This window comes from Paenibacillus sp. RC67 (assembly GCF_030020805.1).
Lineage (GTDB): Bacteria > Bacillota > Bacilli > Paenibacillales > NBRC-103111 > Paenibacillus_S.
The window spans coordinates 6,535,403-6,559,188 of record NZ_CP125098.1 but is presented as its reverse complement, the minus strand read 5'-3'; the positions used below and the strand labels follow the sequence as shown (position 1 = coordinate 6,559,188).

Below are 23,786 nucleotides of genomic sequence, written 5' to 3'. Positions count from 1 at the left end.
CTATGGACCGCGGAGGAAATGAAATGCTCACATTTGAACAAAAATTGGCTGTTATCGAATCATTCCCGGAGCTGGAGCGCAAGGATGTCTCCTTAGGTCGGGTTAACTTTCAATATGAGGACAGCGGCTTCGACCGCAAAAATGTCGTCTACCATCTGCACAAAAACGGCAACGGTTTCGTCTATGCCGGACATTTGAAGGGATATTCGACTGACGAGAAAGGGCTCGTCAATATCCGTGATCTTAGTGAAGAGGAGCTTCGCAGCTTGCTTGCTGCTTCTATCCGCTCCCTTGCACCGGACGCCGCTCAAGCCTCGCAGAAATCTTCAGCTCCATCCGCATCAAGCAGCGAGGAGCTATGGATCGGTCCGGACAACCATACATTGCGGCTCTTTTATGAAGATGAGCTGTGGTACGTGTACGATAGACAGAACCTGGAATCGGCCTTTGAAACCTACGAGGAAGCTGAAAAGTACCTCCAAGAAGAAGGATTTAGTCGCAGCGGCGCTTAAGCGTCAGCTGCTTTTTTTTACCCTAATAAAAGAAACCGAGTGGCGGCCCGGTGCCGCCAGCCTGCATCAGTTAAAGCAGAGGTGACAGCAGTCGGGCGACCGATTCTTTGATCTGGCTTATATAAGATCTTCGTTTGTATGAATCCATGGTCAGCTCAAGGGAATGATGCAGATCAGCCATAAACAGCTCCTCAAGCTTGCTCGCCGTCTTCGTGTCATAAATAAAGGCGTTGATTTCGAAATTTAGCTTGAAGCTGCGGATATCAATATTAGCCGTACCTACCGAGGCGACCTTGCCGTCGATAACAAGCGTTTTGGCATGGAGAAAGCCTTCTTCGTACAAATAACAACGAACTCCGTTTTCCAATAGTTCTCCCAAGTAAGAGCGTGACGCCCAGAAGACGAAGAAATGATCCGGGCGGTCCGGAATCATAACTTTGACGTCGATACCGGATAAAGCGGCCATTTTCAAAGCATTTAGCAGACTCTCATCCGGAACAAAATAAGGGGATTGAATGCAGATGCTTTGCTTAGCGGAATGAATCATTTTGATGTAGGCATTTTTGATCTGCTGACGACTGGAGTGGGGGCCGCTGGACACAATCTGCATACCAACGCCCTGCGGATACACATTCTCTGAGAAATACTTAGCCTCATAGCTGATTGGCGGCGCGGTAGTTCGATTCCAATCCATCATAAAATGGGCCTGCAGCACTTTGACGATACTGCCCTCCAGCTTTAAATGGGTATCCCTCCAGGGGCCGAGCTTAGGGTCGAGTCCCAGATACTCATCACCCACATTGAAGCCTCCAATATAGCCCCATTTGCCATCGATGACGCCTACTTTGCGATGGTTGCGAAAGTTCAATCTCAGGTTCAAATAAGGGATCCTTGACGGAAAAAAAGCAGCTGCCTTCCCGCCTGCATCAAGCAATGGTTGGAGAAGGCGTTTGTGCAATCCATAGCTTCCGACATCGTCATACAATAGTCTGACCTCGACGCCCTCCTGAGCTTTTTGCGTCAGAAGACGGATTAGCTCCTGACCGAGCGCATCCGCCCGCACAATGTAGTACTGCAGATGAATGTAAAGCTCCGCCTCACGAATCGCCGCAAATAACGAGGTAAACTTACTACGGCCATCTGTGAAAATCTCAACTTGATTATCCTGGGTCAGTACGGAATAACGGCTGCTCATCAGGTTCATATGCATCATATCCCGGTAGGCTTCCATGGACGGGTCGACATAGTGCATGACTCCGAGCTCAATTTGCTCTGTCTGCTGACGCGATACCGCGTTGAATTCGTTCCTCGTTTCATCCCTCATTGCTCTCATCCGGCGGCCGTTTAACGTTTTGCCAACCAGTAAATAAATGATAAAGCCCACGCCGGGAAGGAAGAGAAGAACCATCAGCCATGCCCATGTGGCCACCACATTGCGACGTTCAAAAAAGATGATGGCTATGGCAAAAAGATAATTAAGGAGAGTCAGTAAATTATAAATATCTTGAAATCCGAACAAGCGGGGTCACCTCCTGCATACTTTCCTAGGCGTCTGTTCTTTAAGAATAACCCCTTCTGGAATCATTATCCACCTTGGTGTTAGAATCTCCTTACCCAGATTCCCGTATACATGAAGCCGGAGGAGTCTCTGACTCATATTTTCTTTATGTAAGATTGCATAATACATTTCAAAGTTATTACCCGAAATCCAGACTGGGCACGCTGGACTAGACTAATGGGACAACCCTATAAACAAAAGGGGAGGCTAACGAATTTAAAATATTTTTGTTTTAAAAAGGAGTGGGTAATCCAAAATATGGTAATATAAACTATGCTGAAAAGATAATATTCTAAACCAACAAACGGACAACTTCAATGTTTAAATGGAGGTATGAATATGCTTGGTGTGCCTGGTGGTAAAGTATTCTTAGTCCCTTGGACGGAGGACTGGGAAAAAGAGTTTTTAACAGAAAAGAAAGAAATTGAGAGTAGGATAGGTCACCTCATTTATGGAATTCACCATATTGGAAGTACCGCTATTAAGAATATTAGCGCAAAACCCATTATTGATATCGCTATTGAAATGGAGTATGAAAACAACACGACTGCAACAATTCAGGCTTTTGAAGCATTAGGGTATGTACATAAAAGCAATACGGCCCTCCCAGGACGTTATTATTTGACCAAAGGCTCACCAAGAACACATCAAATTCATTTGTATTACAGCAAAGGAAGTCGTTTCCTTCAAGAGCATCTGGCTTTTAGAGATTATTTAAGAACTCATGATAGGGATCGTAACAGATATGAGCAATTAAAAGTTGAACTAGCAGGTATTTATAGCAATGACAGGATAGCTTATGCAGAGGCAAAATCCGATTTTGTCAAGGAAATACTGCGTAAATCCGGATTACTTCGTTCTTAACAAGTCTGCTATTTCATACAATTCGGCTAAATCTGGTCTGCCTGTATGGATAAAATTTTGCTTTGCTTCCTGTATTGTCATTGCCTCAACGGCTACAACATTTTCGCCACCCTCCGGTATCAAGGGGACAGATGCTAATTCAACGTCACCATACCCAACGACTCGATAATAAATAGGATGCGGCAAATGGGGCCTATAAGGTTTTTCTGCTGAAGAAATAAATTTCCATGCTCCAAAAATCGTAAACGATGAAACAAGCCTTGCTCCTGCCTCTTCTACCAGCTCACGATCCAATGCGGATTGATAACTCTCATTTGCCTCTAATGTACCGCCGGGTATTTCCCAATTGCCATTGTCCAGTTGGATTAAAATACATTTCCTATTAATGAAAGGTACAATATTTATATTGCTTATTAATCGTTCTGGGACGTTGTTAAATACCTCGAAGTTTGAAATAATCCTCCCCCAATTGTGCTCCCGGAATAGGTTCGGATAAAGTTCTTTATCAACGTTTAATCCATTCGTCAATCTCCTCCATTTGTTGAGATGTTAGCAAAACTCTACTCGTTGTGGACAAAGGTAGAGCTGTATAGTTTAGTCTTTAGTCACGCTTATTCAAGACCTCGACCCACGTGTGGAGTAGTGCGTATCTATTACATTATAGATTGAAACATCGGCGAGAAGGGTATTTACTTCAGAGATTATTTAATGAACGATGAGGAGGAGCTAGCTTAACGGCAGCTTCTTTGTTTTGTTGAAGCTGCACAAATTATTGTACAATCTTACTCCATCCATATTGTGGTAGAATGGATACAAACGGAAATAAGTCCCCCTCCCAAACTTGCCTTGATTAAACTCCCCTTTTAATCCTGATTGACATGTATGCCGCAAAAGTTGAAAACAGACGCCCATCGATCTATGGTGATATTTTGTTCACAGAATTATTTAATAATTTGAATACAATCCTTATTTTGGAGCGTATTACATGGTAGCAGCACGTTTAATGCTGCCTCAACCTTACAAAAAACAACAAAATAATAACTATTTTTGATAAAATATATATTGATGGTTCATTTTAACAGGTTCCGACTCTCGATTTCGAGAAGACCCTAGGGAAATGTTAGTTACGTGGTATCCATAGGAGGTGTAATCATTGGATCTTACAAAGTACATAAAACTACTGGGACTAATTATAAGTGTGATCGTTCTGAATATTATAGTCCTCTCCCCTGGATTTCTAGGGATAGAGATAGGCGGTAGCCCTCTTGATACTGCTATCGGAGTAACTGTAGTATTCGCCAGTGTGCTTGTGCTGCTCTATGGCAGTTTTGCATTGCTGTTTAAGCCACCCGTCACGCTGCCTGTAAAACAGATCAAAACCCATGAGGACTATGTGGAGGCTTTGACTCACTACAGAAGAGTAAAAGTGTTGGAGAAAGACATTGCTCTTGCTTTAAATCAGATGGAACGAATTGTAAAGAAGAAAGAGACCTTACTAGAAATTCTAAATCAGAGATTTGATTCCACTGAGCTAAGCTACATAAAGTTTTTTTCTGTAACCCAGGAGGTAGAAAAGCTATTTTATCTTAATGTAAAAAGTATTCTGAACAGGCTTTATGTTTTTGATGAGACAGAGTATCAAAGTGTCATCAGTCAAAAATCGGCCCAATTATCGCCGAAGATTCTCCAGGAAAGAACTGTGGTGTACAACGATTATATGACTTTTATCAAAAATTCCCTTTCTACGAACGAAGAAATCTTGTTAAAGCTAGACAAGTTGATATTGGAAATATCACGATTAGATAGCTTGGAGCTTGGGGACATTGAAGCGATGCCTTGTATGCAGGAGATTGACTCCTTAATTAAACAAACCAAATATTACAAACAGTAAGGGGTGCTGTGAATGCCAAGAAAAAGCAAGTTCTTTCTCATTTCAGGTATTATCGTTGTATTCGTATTCATCATGGTCTATGCAGGGGTAAGTCTAACTTCGAATTTTGGAAAATCAAATGCGCAGATTACTACCGAAGAGGCCGCCAAGAAATTAAAAAAGCTATACTCGGATGTCTCCATTGCTACAGAAACACCAGTAAAGGGGCAAATAGACCTTAACCCAGTTGATGTTGCTGCCTCCTTGCCGGATATCTCCAAGTTTCCTATAACCGTAAACAACACAACGGATAATTTTGTGGAAATCTTCTCCTCTACAGAAAAGTCGGGGACCGGCGTTGACGGTTGGTTGACTGAGGTAGCTACAGAGTTTAACAAAGCCAATATCGTTGTAAACGGTAAGCCTGCTTCCGTTAAAATTCGCAATATTGCCTCAGGAACAGCTGCTGATTATATTAAATCCGCAAAATATGTTCCAGATGCTTTTACCCCTTCAAATGAATTGTGGGGAGAAATGGTTAAGGCCAGCGGTGTCAAAACGCAGCTCGTTGCCAAGCGACTCACTGGTAATGTACCTGGAATTGTTATAACGAAGTCGAAATATGATGCTATTGTAGGCAAATATGGTTCGGTGAATGTGAAAACCGTCACGGATGCTATTGCGAATAACGAATTTGCCATGGGTTATACCGATCCATTTGCCAGTTCTACGGGGTTAAACTTTCTCGTAACTGCGCTCAGCACGTTCGACAGTTCAAATCTCTTGAGTGATAAAGCGGTTCAAGGTTTTGAGAAATTTCAATCCAACGTTCCGTTTATTGCATCTACAACCATTCAGATGCGAGACGCGGCTAAGTCTGGTGCTCTTGACGGTTTCGTTCTTGAGTACCAAACATATGTTAATACGGCTGACTTGAAAACAGGCTTCGTCTTTACTCCTTTTGGTGTGAGACATGACAGTCCATTATATGCATTAGGCGATCTTCCACAAAATAAATCAGAACTTCTTACGAAGTTCTCGGAATTTGTGACGCAGGATAAGTATCAGAAGACTGCACAGCAAAAAGGCTTTAACAGTCTCGAGGAGTACAAATCGGAAGTCGCAGCAGTGGATGGAAATCTTCTGTCTTCTGCGCAGAAGGTTTGGAAAGAAAAGAAGGACGGCAGTAAGCCCATTGCAGCCGTTTTTGTAACCGATGTTTCGGGCAGCATGGCAGGAGTTCCTATCAACCGCTTGAAGGAATCTTTGATAAAAGGCCAAAAGTATTTAGGCAAAAACAATAGCATCGGTCTTGTCTCTTATTCAAGTGGGGTAACCATTAAGCTACCTATCGGCAAATACGATACTACTCAGCAGTCCATGTTTGTAGGTGCTGTGAATAGTCTCCAAGCTAGCGGAGGCACGGCCACCTTTGATGCCATTATTGTAGCGATGAAGATGCTTCAAGATGAAGTAGCTGCCAACCCCGGCATTAAGCCTATCATTTTCGTTCTGAGTGATGGGGAAACAAATGAGGGCCATTCATTAAATGATATTAAAGGGTTAATTGAGACATTTAAAATCCCTATCTATACTGTCGGCTATAACGCCAACATCAAGGCACTTCAAAGTATTTCAAGTATCAATGAAGCGGCAAGTATTAATGCAGATACAGATGATGTGGTCTACAAGCTAGGTAATTTATTTAATGTTCAGATGTAACGCAGCCAAAGGAGGATTGACATGTCATTTTCAATGGAAGTCGTAAGTCAGGAAGTCATCAAGGAAGCGATAGAGCAAGAGGTGAAACCTGTACCAGAGGAGATAGCAAAGCTGAAAGAGGCAGCGGATGCAAATGTTGCTATTATTATGGAATTGGATCTTGAATCGCTTGATAAGAAGAAAGAAATACTGCAATCCATCGATACTTACGGCTTAAATACAATGAGAATGTCCTCGAAAAAAAATACGATGCTGCAGGTTACAGTAGGAAACCTTTCAAAGCTTGGTGATGAGGGGGGGCCAGTAGCCAAGGGTCTCGCCGAATTGCATATTCAGTTAAAAGATTTGGACCCGAGCGTAGTCGACTTTGCAAAGAGAGGTCTCCTTGGAAAACTGTTCAATCCTTTACGTGCGTACTTCCTTAAATATGAAAAAGCGGATGTTGTGATTGCAGATATTGTGGTTTCTCTGGAAAAAGGGAAATCGACGCTCAAAAATGATAACACTACGCTTGAAATCGAACAACAGGAAGTTCGGGAATTGACTAAAAAACTTAGAAAAGAAATTCAACTCGGAATGCTAATGGATGAGTCCATTGAAACGCAAATTGAAGCAGCCAAAATGCGTAATGAGGACCCTGACAAAATCCGTTTCATCACGGAAGAAGTGCTATTTCCTTTGCGTCAGCGCTTGATGGATATGCAGCAAATGTTGGCCGTGAATCAACAAGGCATCATGGCATTCGAGGTTATCATTCGTAACAATAAAGAGCTCATTCGTGGAGTCGACAGGGCTAATACCGTTACTATTTCTGCCTTGAGAATTGCTGTAACCGTGGCAAGTGCGCTCTACAATCAAGGAATCGTTCTGAAAAAGATCGACCTTTTGAACCAAACGACGAACGATATTATCGCAGGTACATCAAGGATGTTGAAGGAGCAGGGGGTTGCGATACAAAAACAAGCTATGCAAACTAGCGTTTCGGTTGATACATTGAAACAAGCATTCACTGACGTATTGTCGGCTTTCGATTCCATAAGCATATATAAACAAGAAGCCCTTCCTAAGATGCGTGAAACGATCGATCAATTCCGTACACTAGCTGATGCTGGTGAGAAGCAGATCCTGCGTTTAGAGAAAGGGAATATGTTGGGCCTTTAATCATAAGAATGAGAGGGCAGATTATGTTATAATAAGATCTGGTTTTAAAAGCTTTATTTAACTTTGTAGGAGAGTTACATTATGATCATCAAATTCATTCGTTTAAGGTAATGTAAGGTGCAGATCACTTAAACCATCCATTTTTTTGAAAATGGGGTAGGTTTATTTGACTGTGCCTTTTTTCATTCACCGATTACGAATGAATGGGGTGCTTTTTTGTGTCCAAACATAGTAAAAAGATGATGAGTGCAGATGTTATTGCTCAATATATGGAAGTATTTAGATGCCCTATCTGTTTCGGTCAGATGCGAATGGTTCATTTACAAAGTTTAATTTGTACTAATCAGCATTGTTTTGATGTATCGAAGCAGGGATATGTAAACTTATTGTCACGAGCCTTTAAAACCAAATATGATAAACGAATGTTTGAATCCAGGAGAACGATTTGCAGAAGTGGCTTTTTCGAGCCATTGAATGCCTTAATAAGCGATACAATAATCCATCGACTCCGTACAAATGAACGAACTAAGGTATTAGATACAGGGTGCGGAGAAGGTTCTTTATTAACCAATATTCAGGAAAAAATAAACCAAAACAAAACAAATCCACTTTTGGCTGTCGGAATCGATATTTCTAAGGAAGGGATTAGCAGTGCTGCGGCCGAATACTCTAACGCTATTTGGTGTGTTGCAGATATGGCGAACTGCCCATTTGCAGATCATCAATTCAATATCATTCTTAATATTTTATCGCCGGCTAATTATTCGGAGTTCCAAAGAATGATTGCTCATGATGGTTTGGTCATCAAGGTCATACCAGAACGAGATTATCTAAAAGAATTAAGAGACATTTATTACGAAGGATCTCCGAAACAGTTTTATTCGAACGATAATACGCTGGATCATTTTAAAGAAAATTTTGAGCTAACAGACGTTGAAAGTGTTCGATATCAGGTAACCTTGGACGATACGTTAATCGAACCTTTGCTTCGGATGACGCCATTATCATGGGGGACAACAGAGGAACGTTTGCACAAAGTTCAAGAGATGAATTTGCAGCAGATAACTATAGACTTAACGATTTTGTATGGAAAGAAATAACCACGTTTTTATTATTTTTGATACAGGCTGCTAAGCTAGCGGTCATCATGAGTTCAAGTAATATCATTCTAACTGAACTATCTCTTTCCTTTCAGGTAAAGGGATAGTTTATTTAGCTATGGCAGCTGTCCACTATCTGGTTATGGTATAATTTGTTATATGATAAAAATGTGATTAGTAATAGCTAGTTATATAAAAGAATGTTAAAACAATTCTTTCATCATGAAAACAAAAGGTGGTATAACATACAATGGTTAAATGCAAAAAGTGTTTAAAACTTACGGAACTCCAAAAGCAAAAATGTTCTCATTGTGGAGCGAGCCTTGACTATACGGTTGCAGAAAAATTTAATATGCTTGCTGAATCCGTTGAAAATGCACTGAAGAAAGAATTAGAAGTAAGAAGAGCGCATAAGTAGATCGGTTCGATCTAAAAAGATGGTCGACATAGGATTTATACAAGCCCTAGACCGCCCAAGTGTTCGAGAAAGCACCGCTAAATCAAAACAGCCGCCGGCTCTCAAAGCCAGGCGGCTGTCCCCATATTTCCTTACTTGACCTCGTTCAGACGCTCTTCCAGTCGGTCCCAAGTTTCGGTGATACCCTGCAGCATGCCCATGTCCATGACAGTCTTAAGGGCCTCCGCGGATACATATTCACCACGGTTGACAAGCTTCGTCTTGCCGCCCATATCTATGAATTCCAGCGTGACTTCGGTCGACGGCATGGTATCGTTCGTATTGCCTTCAGCATCTGAGAAGTAATCGGTATAGATGATCCTCTCAGGCTCAACTATCTCCTTATAAACGCCTTTGCCCCAAGATTCCATACCGTAAAATTGACCTTGATTCTCATCGACGCACTTCATGCAGTAGTGCCAAACGCCACCAGGACGGAAATCAACGTTGCAAACAGGAAGCTCCCAGCCTCTTGGTCCCCACCAACGTTTGAGATGCTCAGGCTCTTTAAACATCTTGAATACGAGATCACGTGGCGCTTCAAAAACGCGCTCCAGAACCAGCACCCGATCGTTTTCTACCCTCGAAACCATTGCGTTGTTTGACATTGTAATTCCTCCTCATCAATTTGAATGATCTTATGATTTTTCCTTGTTTTGCAGTTCCCGCAAGTACTCTTCCAGATTGTCGAATCTGTCTTCCATGACGCGCTGGAAGGACTTCACCCAAGAATCCAGCTCTTGGAAAGGCTCTGGCCGAAGCTTGTAGATCCGGCGATTGGCTTCGGCCTTCACTTCCAAAATTCCATTGTCGCTAAGCACTTTCAAATGCTTCGAGGCTTGGGGTTGGCGAAGCCCCAGCCGGTTGGCGATTTCCCCCACAGTCAGGGGGCCGTCGCGCAAGAGTTCGACGATATCCATACGATTCGGTTCGGCTAAAGCACTCAGCGTCGTCATGTCCATGCGTGGATTCTTCCCTGACATGTCGCTCACCTCGTTAAATGATGGTTTCTCGGTATGATCTCATCTCCTTCATCACTATAGTTATCCTCCTGCTGATCTGAATATACACTAAGGGGAATATTCCTGTCAAGGAATATTGATGAAATATAGTGACACAAGTACGTCTTATTATGAGAAGAATGCGTCCCATTGAATATGTTATTATAAGGAAAATAAATGGTAAGACAGGGAATGTGTGACAGTTGAAAAAAGGAGGAGAAAATGTATACACAAATATTTTTAGGTCTCGCAATGATTATTAATGGGATTTGCAACTTATTAAAATTAAAGATTGTAATTAGTAAAAATGCAAAAAAAATGATAGATGAGAATGACCTTAGCTCATTTCAAAAAGGATTGGCTTTACCCTATTTTTTATTAGGAATAATTTTCATAACAATGGGGCTTATTGAAAGAGAGAATATCATTCAAAGGCCTATGTATATAGGAATCTATATTATATTGGCTGCCATTCCTTTGGCTATGGTGTTAGCAAATAATAAGAAGCATTCGGGTTACTATTTTTTATGATGGAGACACTGCACTCAGCGGCACCCGATTTATATGAAGGGAGACTCAAAATATTGTTTATTCATTGGAATAATATCATTTTAGTTCTAGGGATTTTGGCTATATTGCTCGTAGGTTTAATACTGTATATCAAAAAAAGATAAGATAGAGGAAGGCTCGAACAATCCGATTCGGATAAGACGCAATAGATAATAACGGGAATCGAGCATACCCATTGGTTCATTGTGAAAGCTCCAGACGGCAAAAATTTGAACACAGAGAAGCAGGCTCCGCGGAGGCAGCCTGCTTATACTTTGTACTTGTAATCCAACTGAGCTGTAACAACTGATACAGCTTAATAGATAAGCCTAGGCACGCTGCTCGAACTTCTTAATAATTTCAATCACCACGTTGGTTGCTTTCTCCATATTATCTACGGAAACAAATTCATACCGACCATGATAGTTCTCTCCACCTGTGAAAATATTCGGTGTAGGCAGTCCCATATACGACAATTGCGAACCGTCTGTCCCGCCCCGAATCGGTTCTACAACGGGCTCGATTCCCAGACTTATCATGGCTTCATGAGCAATGTCCACGATGTGACGAACCGGCTCAATTTTCTCCCGCATGTTAAAATATTGATCGTTGATCTCCACAACGACACGTCCTTCTCCATATTGAGCCTCGAGTTCCGCGGCAATCTGAGTCATAAGGGTTTTTCTGTTATTGAATGACGTCTTGTCGAAGTCTCGAATCAGATAATGCAGCTTCGTCTCTTCCACATCTCCCTGCATGGAAATGAGATGGAAAAAGCCTTCATATCCTTCGGTATGCTCCGGTGCCTCTTGAGCAGGTAATTTTCCGTTGAACTCCATTGCGATCTTACCCGAGTTGATCATCTTGCCCTTGGCAGTGCCGGGGTGAACGGTCTTCCCTTTGCATGTAACCAGCGCTCTTGCCGCATTGAAGCTCTCGTATTGAAGTTCTCCCAGAGGCCCTCCATCTACAGTATAAGCATAAGAGGCGTCGAAGGCTGCTACATCGAAGCGATGCGGCCCTCTGCCAATCTCCTCATCGGGGGTAAAAGCTACGCGTATTCGGCCATGTTTGATCTCCGGGTGCTGTAGGAGTGTGTCCATTGCCGTCATAATCTCAGCTATCCCTGCTTTATTGTCTGCGCCGAGCAGTGTCGTCCCATCGGTAGTAATTAAAGTGTGGCCTACATAATTGGACAATGCTGGGAAGTCCTTGGTAGAAAGCACAATCTGCTGCGCTTTGTTTAAGACGATATCCTTCCCGTCGTAGTGTTCAACGATTTGAGGCTTGACGTTCGCTCCTGTGAAATCCGTTGCCGTATCTATATGTGCCATAAAACCTATTGTCGGCACTTCTTTGTCACTGTTGGAAGGAAGCGTGGCCATCACATAGCCGTTGGCATCCATCGTCACTTCGGCCATTCCTATGCTTTTCAGCTCTTCTACCAGTTTGTTTGCCAGTGTCAGCTGGCCTGGTGTCGTAGGACAAGTAGTGCTGTTAGCATCAGATTGCGTATCGACTTGAACATAGGTGGTTAATCGTTGAATGAGTTGTTGTTTCAATGATTGTTCAGCTCCTTTGCTTTAATTATAATGCAAGTTTCTTTAATTATAATCCAAGTTAAGCCTTAAACAAATTAGTGTAAGATACGACCAGGCCAAACGCGTGCAGCTGTTCCTCAGGCATCAATATAAGGTATTTTTCAACGCTGATTATCGGAAATGATGATTTCATTTATAAATTAAAGATATAAAGTTAATAAATTTATGATGGTTTCATTTTTTGGCGATTCCTTCTCTCTCCTTCTTCATTTATAAAGAGGCTATAGGGTTCAACTCTAGAATTGTAAACGCTTTATTCGAAGAGCTGAAGCAAAAAAATGAAAGGGAGAGGTGCCTGATTTTGAAATGGAAAACAAGAAAGAAGAGCTTATCTAAAGCGGTCTACATTGGTCTTACACTATCACTGCTGCTTGGAGGCTTGCCTGCTGCTCCTCCAGTAGCTCATGCTGCGACAGCGACTCCGGGGGGAGTAGATGCTTCTGGATTGCGGCTATGGCTAAAAGCGGATGCGGGTAACGTGACATTAGATGGAGATTCCGTTACCAAATGGAAGGACAGCAGTCCGAAAGGGAATGATTATGTCAATGATGGTACGGTTGCTGCAATCGCATCCAGACCTAAACCGAAATATGTGACGGCTAACGAGAGTTTGAATTTTCAGCCTACAGTGAAGTTTACACGCGGCAGCAACGGAAGTATTTTACAAGATGTTGATGGTTTATTTGCTGAAGGAGAAGTAGTGAATAATGCCAGCCTGTATACGATTACCGGCGGTTCGCCAGCGATGGCAAACTCGTCTGTTTTCAATCAGCCTTTGGCTTCCGGCAGTTTAGGGGCTTTTATTCCTCATATAACCGGGGCCGAAGCCGGGAAGGGAAATGTTCTGTGGGATGTAGGGGCGACCTCTACCCGACTTACCGCATCGAATATTGTGACTCCGAACGATTACAACTTATGGGGTATGCATTTTGACGCTAATCCTACGGTTGGGTCCAACGTCTACCAGTCTATTACACGCGACGGAAAGCAGGAGGCGAAAGGTACGCAACCCCGTTCGCCAATGACGGGCAAAGGAAATACCGCTGCGTCACTCGGCTCTGCAGTGGGCGGGGGCTCAGGCTATGAAGGGAATATGGGGGAGCTGATCTTATTTACCAATCCGCTTACAGCCATACAGAAGCGGCAAGTGGAGACATATCTGGCCATCAAGTTCGGTATGACGCTTAAAGAAGGCGACTACCTATCCGCAGGTCCTTCCCCACAAGTAGTTTGGAACGCGAGTGCGAATAACGGCTTCAATAATAACATTGCCGGAATCGGTGTGGATCAAGTCGGGGCTTTGAACCAGACGGAAAGCAGAAGCAGTCAGAAGGATACGGCACAGCAAGTGATTATTACTGCCAAGCAAGCTCTCTCCGATAAGCAATATATGATCTGGGGCGATAATGGCAGCATATCGGAGGGAATCCCGTATGGATCAAGCTACAAGCGGCTGGCGCGTACCTGGAAAGTACAGAATACAGGAAGTGTCAGCACAGTTCAGGTGGCTGTACCGGCCAGCATGATTCCGCTGGGCGGAGTGCTTCTGACAAGCGATAACAGCAATTTCGGAAATGCAGCAGTTGCACCCATGGTCGAAGCTACGCTTCATGGTGCCTCTTATTATGTTGCAGAAGCAGCGTTAGCTAACGGCTCCTATTTTACCTTTGCCGAAAAACAGCCTGATGTTCAATTGTCAAAGCTGGAGATATGGAATGGTGCTCAGAATGTGCTCAGTGGCTTTCTACCTAGTAAAACAATCGGATATGAAAGCGCAGTTCCGCAAGAAGTGGATAAAGTCAAAATCGTTGCGGAAGCGAACAACGGGGTTAATGTTAAACTCACTTTATCTAATTATTTGCAGGTCGATACAACTATAACAGATCCCACTCAAGTGCCGATTGTTCCTGGTTTGAACACATTGAAGTTCGAACTATCGAACGGAAGCTCTAACAATGTATATAAGGTAGATATTTTCCGGCAGCTGGCAGTCGGAACGGACGGACGAATCCAGCTTAATGCAGGTTCAGTTACAGCAAGCTCCTTCCAGCCGAACACGAACTATGTGCCTGCCAATGTTATAGATGGCAATTGGGAGGATCCGGAGAGCCGTTGGTCAGCATCGGGTCAGGGGCAATGGCTGCAGTTCGATATGGGACAGCTCCGAGCCATTACCTATTTGCAAATCGCCTTTCTGAATGCACTAGAACGTCAGTCAACCTTTGAAATTTTGGAGTCGAATGATCCTAATTTTGCTACAAGCACTGTGCTGCTAGCCAAAAGAAAAAGCCGCTCGCTCCAATCCACGGATAGCGTGTTCCAACCCTATGTGCTGGACAAGCCTTCAACTGCTCGTTATTTGCGGTTCGTTGGATACGGCAATACGGCTGCGGGAAGCTCAGGCAATTGGAACAGCTTGACGGAATTAGCTATGTATACAGGAACACCTCCTGTTATCGTAGAACCTGAGGAGCCTAAAGGTCCTCCACAAGCCGGTGATGTTGCAGAAGGACCTCCGCCTGCACTGGAAGTGATCAACGTCAGTACAGCAGAGCAGCTGCAAGCAGCCTTGGATCAAGCCAAGCCGGGCATCGAGATTAGGCTGAAGACCGGGACCTATGAGCAGAATGGTCCGTTCGTGATCAAGGACAAGCAAGGTACGGTTGCGCTTCCGATTCGTATTACGGCTGCAGAGCAGGGCGGAGCCATTATTAAGGGAAACAGCTACCTGCATGTTGAAAATTCGAATTACGTTGAAGTATCGGGTCTTGTGTTCAACAGCGGAATTGGTACGATCGGCCTGGATTACCGGGGGATTGATGCCAGCCTTGCTGCCGAATTTAGAGGGGAGGACTCCAAATCCACTACCGTACCCAAAGGGCAAATACCGTATGGGCAGGTTCATCCTGGGTTGGAGCTTTACAATTCCAGCAATATTTCTGTATTACGGAACAAGTTTGCACTGGATGAAACAGGGCAGCCTTACCGTTTCAGCGCTCCTAATGGGGTGGGTGCAGTTTGGTGTTTGACCAATATTGAAGGGAGCTGCCGAATTGGGGACGGGGATCGATATATCGCCGACAGGCCTGTATATATGGGGGATACGCCGTTTACCAATGCTTCACTATTAACGGATAACGGAACCACGCGTCATTTCATTCGTGTAGAAGGGATCAGCAGCCATAACCGTATTGCATACAATGATATCGGGGCGAAGAAAGGGTTCGGAGCCACGATTACGTATAACGGGAAAGCTGGTTATAATATTTCGGAATATGACGTCATTGAGTACAACTACTTCCATGATATCGGTCCTCGCGTGACAAACGGTCTTGAAGCGATTCGTCTCGGATTATCTGGTTTGTCACTTGCCTCAGGTCACGTGACTATTCAGCATAATTTGTTTGATGGGCTTAATGGAGAAGATGAAATTATATCGGTGAAGAGCAGCGATAATATAGTTCGCTACAATACGATCCGTAATTCGTACGGAGGCATAGTTGCCCGTCATGGACACCGTAACAGCTTCTATGGCAATTTTATACTTGGAGACGGGAAAACGCCGGGCTTTAGCGGCTTCCGTATCTATGGTAATGGTCATAAGATTTACAACAATTATATGGAGGGTCTTACGACCAATGTGATTCGTCTCGACGGGGGGACTCATGATGGCGGTCCGGACGGGGGAACGAACCCGACGGTAAAGTGGTTGGAGGGAACGACGGAGAAAACCGCTGTTCTGAACACCCTCCCGGTAGATCAACAGACGGAAATCCTCCGCGGACATTGGCGTCAGTATAATGTAGAGATTTTTAATAATACGATGGTCAACGTTGGCAACAATACATCCAGCTACAGTTTCGGAGGAAGGAACTATCAGCCCGTCGGAACGAAGGTCTACAATAATGTTGTCTTCAGTAATGCAGGCGTTATGTTCAATGAAACGTCTGCCGCCCAGAATGCTCCAGAGAATGAACGCCAGGTATATGTTGGCAATCTGGTGGAGGGAACGGCGAATCCGACTAACATTACTAATGCAGCCCGAGTACCGGCAAGCGCAATAGAGAAAAAGCCGCTGTATCTCGTACGCAGCGCGGATGGCTTAGTCCGCTTATCCGCGAACAGCCCCGCAATTGATGCTTCCAAGGCTCCGTATCTGCCTCAGGACGATATGGACGGGCAAACCCGTTATAATATGCCGGATGCTGGTGCAGACGAATATGACCGTCAAACGGCTCCTACGAACAAGCCGCTAACGGCAGCTGATGTAGGGCCGAATGCAGGCCATACCGTTGTTGAGGAAGGCGAAGCGGGATTAAGTGCGCTGACACTGGATTCAGGCAAGGAGCTTGTTCCTAGCTTCCATTCGAATGTTGCTTATTACCAAGTGACGGTACCGGCTAAGCTAAGCAGCTTGAAGGTGATACCGACCGCAATATCTAGCGGGTCCCAGATCACGATAAGTGTGGACGGTGGAGCAAAGCTTCCTGTGACTAGCGGCCAACCGAGCGAAGCTATAGCCATTGCAAAGGCGGGTACGGTTATTATGGTCGAGGTGTCTCTTCCTTCGGGTAAGAGCAAGTCATACACGATCGCCGTACAGCGCGAGGAGGATGGAACACCTGTTACAGGAACCCCTATAGATAGCATCCGATTAGGCCAGGATACGTATAATCTGAAGGTTAGCAGCGCTCAAACAGCTGCCGTTTATGCTATTTATCAAGAGAGTACGAGGCTATTGTCGGGGGCGTCCTTTTATACGGCAAACCCGGAAATCGCAGCTGTAAATTCTCAAGGCATGCTGACGGGTGTCTCGAAGGGAACTACTGTATTGGTTGCAACCTACAACCAATACAATGCCAAGGCAACTGTGGTTGTCACAGAAGACCAGGTTGAAGGAGAAGCAGGATTGAGCGGTTTGACGATCAATCCGATAGTAGCACTAAGTCCTGCTTTCAATCCTAATACGACGATGTATCAAGCTGTCATTCCATACAATGCAAGCCGTCTTACGCTCCTGCCTACTGCCATAGAGAGCAGATCATATATTACCGTTAGCGTAGATGGAGCAAACCAGCAAACGATACCGAGCGGACAGTCTACAACGGTGGATTTAACCCAAGGAGGTGGCACTATTACGATTGAAGTGTCGCTGCCAACAGGCAAGAGCAAGGTGTATACTCTTACTATTCAAAGAGGGAATACTCCTCCTGTTACAGGAACCCCGATAGATAGCATCCGATTAGGCCAGGATACGTATAACCTGAAGGTTAGCAACGCTCAAATAGCTGTCGTTTATGCTGTTTATCAGGAGAGTGCGAGACTATTGCCGGGGGCGTCCTTTTATACGGCAAACCCGGAAATCGCAACCGTAAATTCTCAAGGCATGCTGACGGGTGTCTTGAAGGGAACTACCGTATTGGTTGCAACCTACAACCAATTCAATGCCAAGGCGACTGTGGTTGTCACAGATGACAAGGTTGAAGGAGAAGCGGGATTGAGCGGCTTGACGATCAATCCGATAGTAGCACTAAGTCCTGCTTTCAATCCTAATACGATGATTTATCAAGCTGTCATTCCATATAATGTGAACCTGATTACGCTCCTGCCTACCGCTTTGGAGACCGGTTCCATTATTGCTGTTAGCGTAAACGGAGCAAACCGGCAAACGGTACTGAGCGGACAAGCCTGCACCCTGGAACTAGTTCCAGGAGGCAGTACGATTACGATCGACGTGTCACTGCCGTCAGGAAAGAACAAAACGTACACCGTTACCATGCAAAGAACGGGCTCATCGGGGAATAGAGGTTCGGGAGGCAGCAGCAGTGGAAGTTATGATGACGGTGGGTCCTCGACAGCTTCTCCTGCACCAGGAGGGGGAACAACGACTGTTCCTACTGATACGGGGGCGGCCCACCCGGGCATACCGACTCCAATAACTGGACTCACCCTGAATGACATTGCCAGTCATTGGGCAGGCAGCACGATCGTTAAAGCAGCTCAATTGGGTATTATCAACGGCTATCCGGATGGCAGCTTCAAGCCGGACGAACCTATGACGAGATTGCAATTCGCTGCGCTGTTGGTCCGTGCACTGAAGGTACCAACGGGTACTGAGAAGATCAGCTTTACGGATCAAGCCGACATACCGGATTGGGCATTGTCTGAGCTGGCATCAGCGGTTCAGGCTGGAATCATTCAAGGCTACGAGGATGATACATTGCGTCCTAACAAGGAGATCAGCCGAGCTGAAATGATAACCATGCTGGCAAGAGCGCTAAAGCTTGATAACAAAGCAAATACAGCTTCTCCAGCCTTTGATGACGCCAGCGTGATTCCCGATTGGGCTAAGGCTTCCATTTCTTATGCCATTTCTGCGGGTTTGGTACAGGGAAAGGAAGGCAATCGCTTCGTCCCTAACGACATCGCTACCAGAGCGGAAGCAGTAACCATCATCATACGCATGTTGGAGCGTAACAAATAACCGCATGGGCACTTAGTGCCTGAAACAAGGAAGACTGCCCGCATAGACAGTCTTCTTTTTTATTTATTATTGGAACCCATCCCCCGTTAGATGAGCAGATGGCGTAGCTTTACTCGGCAAAATAGCCCTTTTTAAATATCGTATACCATTCCTCCAACTTCTCGCCTTCATAAACGCCAAGCTTCTCCAGAATGAGCTTGGAAAACTCCACCGCCCCTGTACCGTTGGCCGTTATAATATTCCCGTCGCTGACCGCTTGTGCATCTTTATAATTGCTGTCACCACGGTAATTGGGAGCCCCTTCTTTCAAATAAGCCAACGTGTTGCCAGTATGCTTGTTGCTCTCCAGGAACCCATGATTAGCAAGGAAGGTCGTCGCGTCGCAAATAGCGGCAACGGGGAGGTCACGGTCGACGCAGCGCTGCACCAGTTGTGCAGCCTGCTGATTCTTATCCTCTCTCCATCCCGTTCCCCCTGGAATGATGAGCATCGCCAACTCTTCTAAAGAGGGAGCGTCATTCAGATCATAATCGGGCAAGATGCGGAATCCCCCCATGGAAACTTTAGGGCTCTTGTCAATGGCAATTGTTTTAACTTGAAAGCCTGTCTTCGGTTTGTTCAGTTCAGCAGAGACATAGCTTGCCTCCCAGTCCGCAAATCCATCAGTAACCAATATCCATACTTCCTTCAAGCTCGATCCCTCCAATTAACTTGTTCAACTCGCTTGTCTCCATAATATATCGAATCTGCTGACAAAACCGGTCAGTGAAGCTCAAAAAATATAAAATTTCTTGTTAGAAGTTCATCATGATGCGTCTGATTTCAAATTATTGCGAATTAAATCTAGGAACTCTGTTGCAATGGGAGATAGTGCCGCTGACTTTGCTGTGCAAATGGCGATTGGACGCTTGAGCTCAACCTGGCTGACGTATACTCTGGCTACATCTCCCCGGATCACATATTCCCGTACGGCCATTGCGGAGATTAAAGTGGCTCCGTAGCCTGCATGGACGGCTCTGATCGATTCGTAAAGTCCATTGAATTGCATGCCGATCTTAGGTTGTCGCACATTGTAAGTCCGGCACATGGATAAGAAGCGTTCCCGAGTGGAGCTTCCTTCTTCTCGTATAACGAAAGTTTCCTCCATCATTTGCTGTAACGTGACTTCACGGTTAGCCAAGGGGTGATGGGTCGAGACGATGAACCACAGCTCGTCATCTAACAAGGGCTCCCACCGAATATCAGGCAATTCCCAGCCTCCTCCGATAATCGCGACCTCTGCTTTACTGCTTTGAATTAGCTCGAAGGCTTCCTGACTGTTGACGGTCGTAACTTTAATAGCCACATGCTCATGCTCCGCTTTGAAACGGGCAATCCATTTGGGTAGAAGCAAGGTAGCAGGCAAATAAGTAGCTGCGATAGTTAGCTCACCTCGATTGCCTTCAAGAATTTGTTTCATCCTATGCTCGATTTCTTGCTCGACTGCGAATAGTTTGTTTGCTAATTGATGCAGCTCATAGCCCGCATAAGTTAAAGAAATCCCTCGACCATCCGGTTTGACCAGAGGCATGCCCATTTCCTTTTCTAAATTTCGCAAGTGCTGGGTTACAGCCGGTTGACTAATGAGAAGAATTTCTGCCGCTTTGGTCACCGAACCCTTCTGAGCTATGTAATAAAATACTTTTAGAGCCAGCAGATTCATAATGGCAGGCCTTCTTTCTATACTACTCATTAGAAATACTTATGAATTGAATATCATTATATATTAGTATTTTGCATCAGTTTGTATTATTTTGGAAGTAGTTAGTGTAAACAAATGTTATTTCTGGAGGAGAGCTTATGCTAGCGGACGAGTGCATTAGAGAAGCTCGCGAAGACGATATTCCCGTTCTTTGCGAATTGATGAAGGAGCTGGGAGGAGAACCGATCCAGCAAGAGGACATGAGGAATCGTTTGTCGATGGTGAAGGCAAGCTTAACGGACACGATCTATGTTTATGAGAGAGATGCCCAAGTACTAGGAACGCTCGTATTCCGCATCCGCGAGAACATCCGGGAAGTGAGCAGATACGGGGAGGTGTGCATCCTCGTTGTCAAATCCGACGTCAAGAGGAATGGAATCGGCCGCAAGCTGATGTCGTTTGCAGAAAAGAGAGCGCTGGAGCTCGGCTGCAAATCTACCTATCTTATCAGTGGATTCGGTAGAAAAGAAGAAGCGCACCGATTTTATTTGGAGCTCGGCTATGAAATCACTGGCTATCGGTTTGTAAAAGCATTGTAATCAAATGGGTTGAAATTCAGAGCATGATGCTGTATTAGCGATAATATGCACGGATGATACGGGGTGGCAGCCTATAATCCTTGCTTAGACAGGTTGCAGTCCTTTTTTTAGCCGCTTATGATTAGAACGATACTAGAAAAATGCAGCAAGACTCCCTAGGCTTCAGATCAGAGTGCTTGTGATTTTAGAAAGGGTTTACAGATGAGCTCAGCCACAGAGTCAAAGACGGAAAGTAAGCTTAGTAATGAAGATTCTGAAACAAAACAAGTAAGTGAAGCGGTGCTGATTGACCCTAAGGACGGTAAAGCGATCCGGCGGATGATCTACAATCTGGCAGGGCCATCGCTAGTCGAGATGCTGCTGATTAATTTTGCACAGATGATGAACATGATTATGGTAGGGCGAATAGGAGCGGAAGCGGTAGCCACAGTCGGTTTGACGAGCCAGCCGTATATGCTTCTGCTTGTCCTTTTTGTTGCGCTGAATACAGGAACAACGGTTATCGTCGCACGAGCCGTTGGTTCAGGCAATATGGATGAGGCGAACCGCGCGGCGGGACAAGCTTTTACACTGAATATTTTATTATCCATTATCATTGTTGCCTTGAGCAGTTTGAACGCCAGCTGGCTGCTGCAGGTCATGGGAGCGAATCCAGATGTGATAGCGCATGGCTTATCCTATGCCAAAATCATTTTCTTATCGATCGGATTCACCACGATCTCTTCGGTCTTATCGGCTATACTTCGGGGTGCCGGGGATACACGGACTCCGATGAAAATCAACGTCATCTCGAATGTTGTAGCTGTAGCCCTAGGCCTGCCGCTCATTTACGGCTATTTCGGACTGCCTGCTATGGGAGTGACAGGAGCTGCAGTTGCCTCCATTATTGCTCAACTGATTTCTACAGTCTGGTTCGTTTCCGTTATGATTAGCGGCCGTTATGCCGTACGAATTACGTGGAAATATGCAACCCGAATGGATAAGGCTATCATGATGAGGGTACTGAAAATCGGTCTTCCTACCAGTGGAGAGCAATTGATTATGAGACTCGGCATCGCTACGTTCGTCAAAATATCGGCGGGTCTCGGCACCGTAGCTTTGGCCGCTAACCAGCTAGTCACGAGTGTGATCGGGCTGTCGTTTATGCCGGGCATGGCTTTTGCGGTTGCGGCTTCGACGTTGGTCGGTCAGGCTCTGGGTGCTCAAAAAACAGGGCTGGCCGAAACCTATGTGTGGCAAGTGCGTAAATTCGGTATGGTCGTTGCGGGAGTCATGGGACTTGTGTTTATGATTTTTGCTCCCTATATTCTCATGCTGTATACAAAGGACCAGAGTATCATTGATGCAGGCACATTGGCGCTGCGGATCGTTGGCGTTATTCAGGTGTCTCAAGCATCGCAGTTTATTCTAGGCGGCGCATTAAGAGGCGCAGGGGATACCAAGTACCCTTTATACTCTACGCTTATAGGCGTGTGGGGTATCAGGGTTGTGCTGAGCTTGCTGTTTGTCAAAGGCTTTGAATGGGGAATGGCGGGTCTTTGGAGCGCTGTCGCTTTGGATCAATTTTTACGGTCCAATCTCATTTATTGGAGATTCAAGCGCGGGAATTGGAAGACGATACGTTTGTAAGCAAGGTTGAAATAGTAAGTAAAGAGCCAGGAATCCTGCATTAGGATCCCTGGCTTTTTTGCCACATAGGAAAGTTTATGCTTGCTTACGAAATGATTTTTAAGCCTACGGCTGCGGTAAGGACCATAGCAATGAATAACAGGCGCTTCCATTCCTTCGATTCTTCGTAAAAAAACATCCCGAGCAGCGCGCTGCCCACGGTTCCGATTCCTGTCCAAATGGCATAGGCGGTCCCCATCGAAATGGTTTTCATGGCAAAGGACAGAAATAAGAAGCTTAAAAGAAAACCTCCGATAAGAATAAGATAAGAGGTGATATTTTTGCTTCGGTTCACCCGGTTGATTCCCGAAACCCCAATAATTTCGCAGCCGCCTGCTAAAATAAGAGCAATCCAGTCCATGATCAATGCACCTCCTTAGACTTCTTCGTCGTGGTGACCATTTTTAGTCCAACAACACCTGCAATAAGCAGCAAAATAAGGAGCAGCTTGGATAGTTTGAACGGCTCACCGAACAGAAGCATCTCGGTTATAACGGTTCCCGTCGTCCCGATACCGGTAAACACGGCGTACGTCGTTCCTACCGGTAATTTGGAAGAAGCGCGGATTAATAGGTCCATGCTGATTAGGATGGCAATGATTGTGCCAGCCCAAGTCCACGTATTGTGGGAATGCTTCAAGCCAATAACCCAAACAATTTCAAACAACCCTGCGATAAAGACCATAACCCAATTGCGATTCATAGGATGTTCCCTCCTTAGTATAGTGTGGGATACATTGAGGATAATGTACCCAATTCAACGAAAAAAAGCCCGGGATTGATATCATTAAAGATATCCTCCCGGGCTTTTATCCCTCCGTGTCCACAGGGAAGCCCTGTGTGTTTTCTCTTGGACCAGGCCGGTTTCTTGGAAGAAATCGCGGAACCCTAGAAAACTATGGCTATTCGTTTTTACTCATCTAATTACTGCCTATCATAGCGTATTCCATGCTTCTTTTC

The 23,786-nt window shown here is 44.9% G+C and carries 19 protein-coding genes and 1 riboswitch; of the genes, 10 read left to right on the top strand and 9 right to left on the bottom strand.

The window, feature by feature from the left end; all coding sequences use genetic code 11:
• Positions 1 to 23: 23 nt before the first annotated feature.
• The gene (locus tag QMA13_RS29705; RefSeq protein ID WP_282937257.1) at positions 24 to 512 is read left to right on the top strand and encodes a hypothetical protein; all 489 of its coding nucleotides are present in this window, start codon (positions 24 to 26) and stop codon (positions 510 to 512) included.
• A 70-nt stretch (positions 513 to 582) separates the two neighbouring features.
• Here QMA13_RS29705 and cls read toward each other — a convergent pair whose 3' ends face one another.
• Positions 583 to 2,031 carry a cardiolipin synthase gene (gene cls, locus QMA13_RS29700; RefSeq protein ID WP_282937256.1) on the bottom strand — a complete coding sequence of 483 codons (1,449 nt, stop codon included), beginning with the start codon at positions 2,029 to 2,031 and terminating at the stop codon, positions 583 to 585.
• A gap of 378 nt (positions 2,032 to 2,409) precedes the next feature.
• Between cls and QMA13_RS29695 the strand changes: the two genes are divergently transcribed.
• A complete protein-coding gene (locus tag QMA13_RS29695) occupies positions 2,410 to 2,934 on the top strand; it encodes a GrpB family protein (RefSeq protein WP_282937255.1) in 525 nt (174 codons plus the stop codon).
• Here QMA13_RS29695 and QMA13_RS29690 read toward each other — a convergent pair.
• On the bottom strand, positions 2,920 to 3,462 hold the full coding sequence (locus tag QMA13_RS29690) for an NUDIX hydrolase (protein ID WP_282937254.1): 543 nt from the start codon (positions 3,460 to 3,462) through the stop codon (positions 2,920 to 2,922). The genes QMA13_RS29695 and QMA13_RS29690 overlap by 15 nt on opposite strands.
• A gap of 625 nt (positions 3,463 to 4,087) precedes the next feature.
• On the opposite strand from QMA13_RS29690, the gene QMA13_RS29685 reads away from it, so the two are divergent.
• The 4 genes from QMA13_RS29685 (at position 4,088) to QMA13_RS29670 (ending at position 8,787) form a co-directional block, all read left to right on the top strand.
• On the top strand, positions 4,088 to 4,825 hold the full coding sequence (locus QMA13_RS29685; protein ID WP_282937253.1) for a hypothetical protein: 738 nt from the start codon (positions 4,088 to 4,090) through the stop codon (positions 4,823 to 4,825).
• A gap of 12 nt (positions 4,826 to 4,837) precedes the next feature.
• Positions 4,838 to 6,526 (top strand): vWA domain-containing protein, encoded by a 1,689-nt coding sequence (locus QMA13_RS29680; protein ID WP_282937252.1) that lies wholly within the window; start codon positions 4,838 to 4,840, stop codon positions 6,524 to 6,526.
• Positions 6,527 to 6,547: 21 nt separating this feature from the next.
• The gene (locus QMA13_RS29675; protein ID WP_282937251.1) at positions 6,548 to 7,687 is read left to right on the top strand and encodes a toxic anion resistance protein; all 1,140 of its coding nucleotides are present in this window, start codon (positions 6,548 to 6,550) and stop codon (positions 7,685 to 7,687) included.
• A 239-nt stretch (positions 7,688 to 7,926) separates the two neighbouring features.
• Complete coding sequence (locus tag QMA13_RS29670) at positions 7,927 to 8,787, top strand: putative RNA methyltransferase (RefSeq protein WP_282937250.1); 861 nt, start codon at positions 7,927 to 7,929, stop codon at positions 8,785 to 8,787.
• A gap of 549 nt (positions 8,788 to 9,336) precedes the next feature.
• On the opposite strand, the gene QMA13_RS29665 is transcribed toward QMA13_RS29670, so the two are convergent.
• Entirely contained in the window at positions 9,337 to 9,852 is a 516-nt protein-coding gene (locus QMA13_RS29665; protein ID WP_282937249.1) for an SRPBCC domain-containing protein, read from the bottom strand.
• Between the two features lie 30 nt (positions 9,853 to 9,882).
• Positions 9,883 to 10,227: an ArsR/SmtB family transcription factor gene (locus tag QMA13_RS29660; RefSeq protein WP_282937248.1), complete on the bottom strand. Its 345-nt coding sequence runs from the start codon at positions 10,225 to 10,227 to the stop codon at positions 9,883 to 9,885.
• 240 nt (positions 10,228 to 10,467) lie between these two features.
• Here QMA13_RS29660 and QMA13_RS29655 point away from each other — a divergent pair, with 240 nt between their 5' ends.
• Positions 10,468 to 10,776 (top strand): hypothetical protein, encoded by a 309-nt coding sequence (locus QMA13_RS29655; protein WP_282937247.1) that lies wholly within the window; start codon positions 10,468 to 10,470, stop codon positions 10,774 to 10,776.
• A gap of 347 nt (positions 10,777 to 11,123) precedes the next feature.
• Here QMA13_RS29655 and pepT read toward each other — a convergent pair whose 3' ends face one another.
• Entirely contained in the window at positions 11,124 to 12,356 is a 1,233-nt protein-coding gene (gene pepT, locus QMA13_RS29650) for a peptidase T (protein ID WP_282937246.1), read from the bottom strand.
• 340 nt (positions 12,357 to 12,696) lie between these two features.
• Between pepT and QMA13_RS29645 the strand changes: the two genes are divergently transcribed.
• Positions 12,697 to 18,879, top strand: coding sequence for an S-layer homology domain-containing protein (locus tag QMA13_RS29645; protein ID WP_282937245.1), 6,183 nt, complete (start codon positions 12,697 to 12,699; stop codon positions 18,877 to 18,879).
• Between the two features lie 109 nt (positions 18,880 to 18,988).
• On the opposite strand, the gene QMA13_RS29640 is transcribed toward QMA13_RS29645, so the two are convergent.
• Together QMA13_RS29640 and QMA13_RS29635 are read right to left on the bottom strand one after the other, a co-directional pair.
• On the bottom strand, positions 18,989 to 19,570 hold the full coding sequence (locus QMA13_RS29640; RefSeq protein WP_282937244.1) for a type 1 glutamine amidotransferase family protein: 582 nt from the start codon (positions 19,568 to 19,570) through the stop codon (positions 18,989 to 18,991).
• Positions 19,571 to 19,684: 114 nt separating this feature from the next.
• A complete protein-coding gene (locus QMA13_RS29635) occupies positions 19,685 to 20,581 on the bottom strand; it encodes a LysR family transcriptional regulator (protein WP_282937243.1) in 897 nt (298 codons plus the stop codon).
• 137 nt (positions 20,582 to 20,718) lie between these two features.
• On the opposite strand from QMA13_RS29635, the gene QMA13_RS29630 reads away from it, so the two are divergent.
• Together QMA13_RS29630 and QMA13_RS29625 are read left to right on the top strand one after the other, a co-directional pair.
• Positions 20,719 to 21,159, top strand: a complete 441-nt coding sequence (locus tag QMA13_RS29630) for a GNAT family N-acetyltransferase (RefSeq protein WP_282937242.1) — start codon at positions 20,719 to 20,721, stop codon at positions 21,157 to 21,159.
• Positions 21,160 to 21,360: 201 nt separating this feature from the next.
• The gene (locus QMA13_RS29625; protein ID WP_282937241.1) at positions 21,361 to 22,788 is read left to right on the top strand and encodes an MATE family efflux transporter; all 1,428 of its coding nucleotides are present in this window, start codon (positions 21,361 to 21,363) and stop codon (positions 22,786 to 22,788) included.
• A gap of 85 nt (positions 22,789 to 22,873) precedes the next feature.
• Here the strand turns inward: QMA13_RS29625 and QMA13_RS29620 are convergent, their stop codons facing one another.
• On the bottom strand, positions 22,874 to 23,188 hold the full coding sequence (locus tag QMA13_RS29620; RefSeq protein WP_282937240.1) for a DMT family transporter: 315 nt from the start codon (positions 23,186 to 23,188) through the stop codon (positions 22,874 to 22,876).
• 2 nt (positions 23,189 to 23,190) lie between these two features.
• Positions 23,191 to 23,529, bottom strand: a complete 339-nt coding sequence (locus tag QMA13_RS29615; RefSeq protein ID WP_282937239.1) for a DMT family transporter — start codon at positions 23,527 to 23,529, stop codon at positions 23,191 to 23,193.
• Positions 23,530 to 23,622: 93 nt separating this feature from the next.
• A riboswitch (guanidine-I (ykkC/yxkD leader) is annotated at positions 23,623 to 23,729 on the bottom strand.
• Between the last annotated feature and the right edge of the window lie 57 nt (positions 23,730 to 23,786).

What these genes read in the sequence shown, in the direction of transcription:
- QMA13_RS29705 (WP_282937257.1), top strand. Translation starts at nt 24, where the DNA reads ATGCTCACATTTGAACAAAAATTGGCTGTTATCGAATCATTCCCGGAG.
- QMA13_RS29695 (WP_282937255.1), top strand. Translation starts at nt 2,410, where the DNA reads ATGCTTGGTGTGCCTGGTGGTAAAGTATTCTTAGTCCCTTGGACGGAG.
- QMA13_RS29680 (WP_282937252.1), top strand. Translation starts at nt 4,838, where the DNA reads ATGCCAAGAAAAAGCAAGTTCTTTCTCATTTCAGGTATTATCGTTGTA.
- QMA13_RS29675 (WP_282937251.1), top strand. Translation starts at nt 6,548, where the DNA reads ATGTCATTTTCAATGGAAGTCGTAAGTCAGGAAGTCATCAAGGAAGCG.
- QMA13_RS29670 (WP_282937250.1), top strand. Translation starts at nt 7,927, where the DNA reads ATGATGAGTGCAGATGTTATTGCTCAATATATGGAAGTATTTAGATGC.
- QMA13_RS29665 (WP_282937249.1), bottom strand. Translation starts at nt 9,852, where the DNA reads ATGTCAAACAACGCAATGGTTTCGAGGGTAGAAAACGATCGGGTGCTG.
- QMA13_RS29660 (WP_282937248.1), bottom strand. Translation starts at nt 10,227, where the DNA reads ATGTCAGGGAAGAATCCACGCATGGACATGACGACGCTGAGTGCTTTA.
- QMA13_RS29655 (WP_282937247.1), top strand. Translation starts at nt 10,468, where the DNA reads ATGTATACACAAATATTTTTAGGTCTCGCAATGATTATTAATGGGATT.
- QMA13_RS29635 (WP_282937243.1), bottom strand. Translation starts at nt 20,581, where the DNA reads ATGAATCTGCTGGCTCTAAAAGTATTTTATTACATAGCTCAGAAGGGT.
- QMA13_RS29630 (WP_282937242.1), top strand. Translation starts at nt 20,719, where the DNA reads ATGCTAGCGGACGAGTGCATTAGAGAAGCTCGCGAAGACGATATTCCC.
- QMA13_RS29625 (WP_282937241.1), top strand. Translation starts at nt 21,361, where the DNA reads ATGAGCTCAGCCACAGAGTCAAAGACGGAAAGTAAGCTTAGTAATGAA.
- QMA13_RS29620 (WP_282937240.1), bottom strand. Translation starts at nt 23,188, where the DNA reads ATGGACTGGATTGCTCTTATTTTAGCAGGCGGCTGCGAAATTATTGGG.
- QMA13_RS29615 (WP_282937239.1), bottom strand. Translation starts at nt 23,529, where the DNA reads ATGAATCGCAATTGGGTTATGGTCTTTATCGCAGGGTTGTTTGAAATT.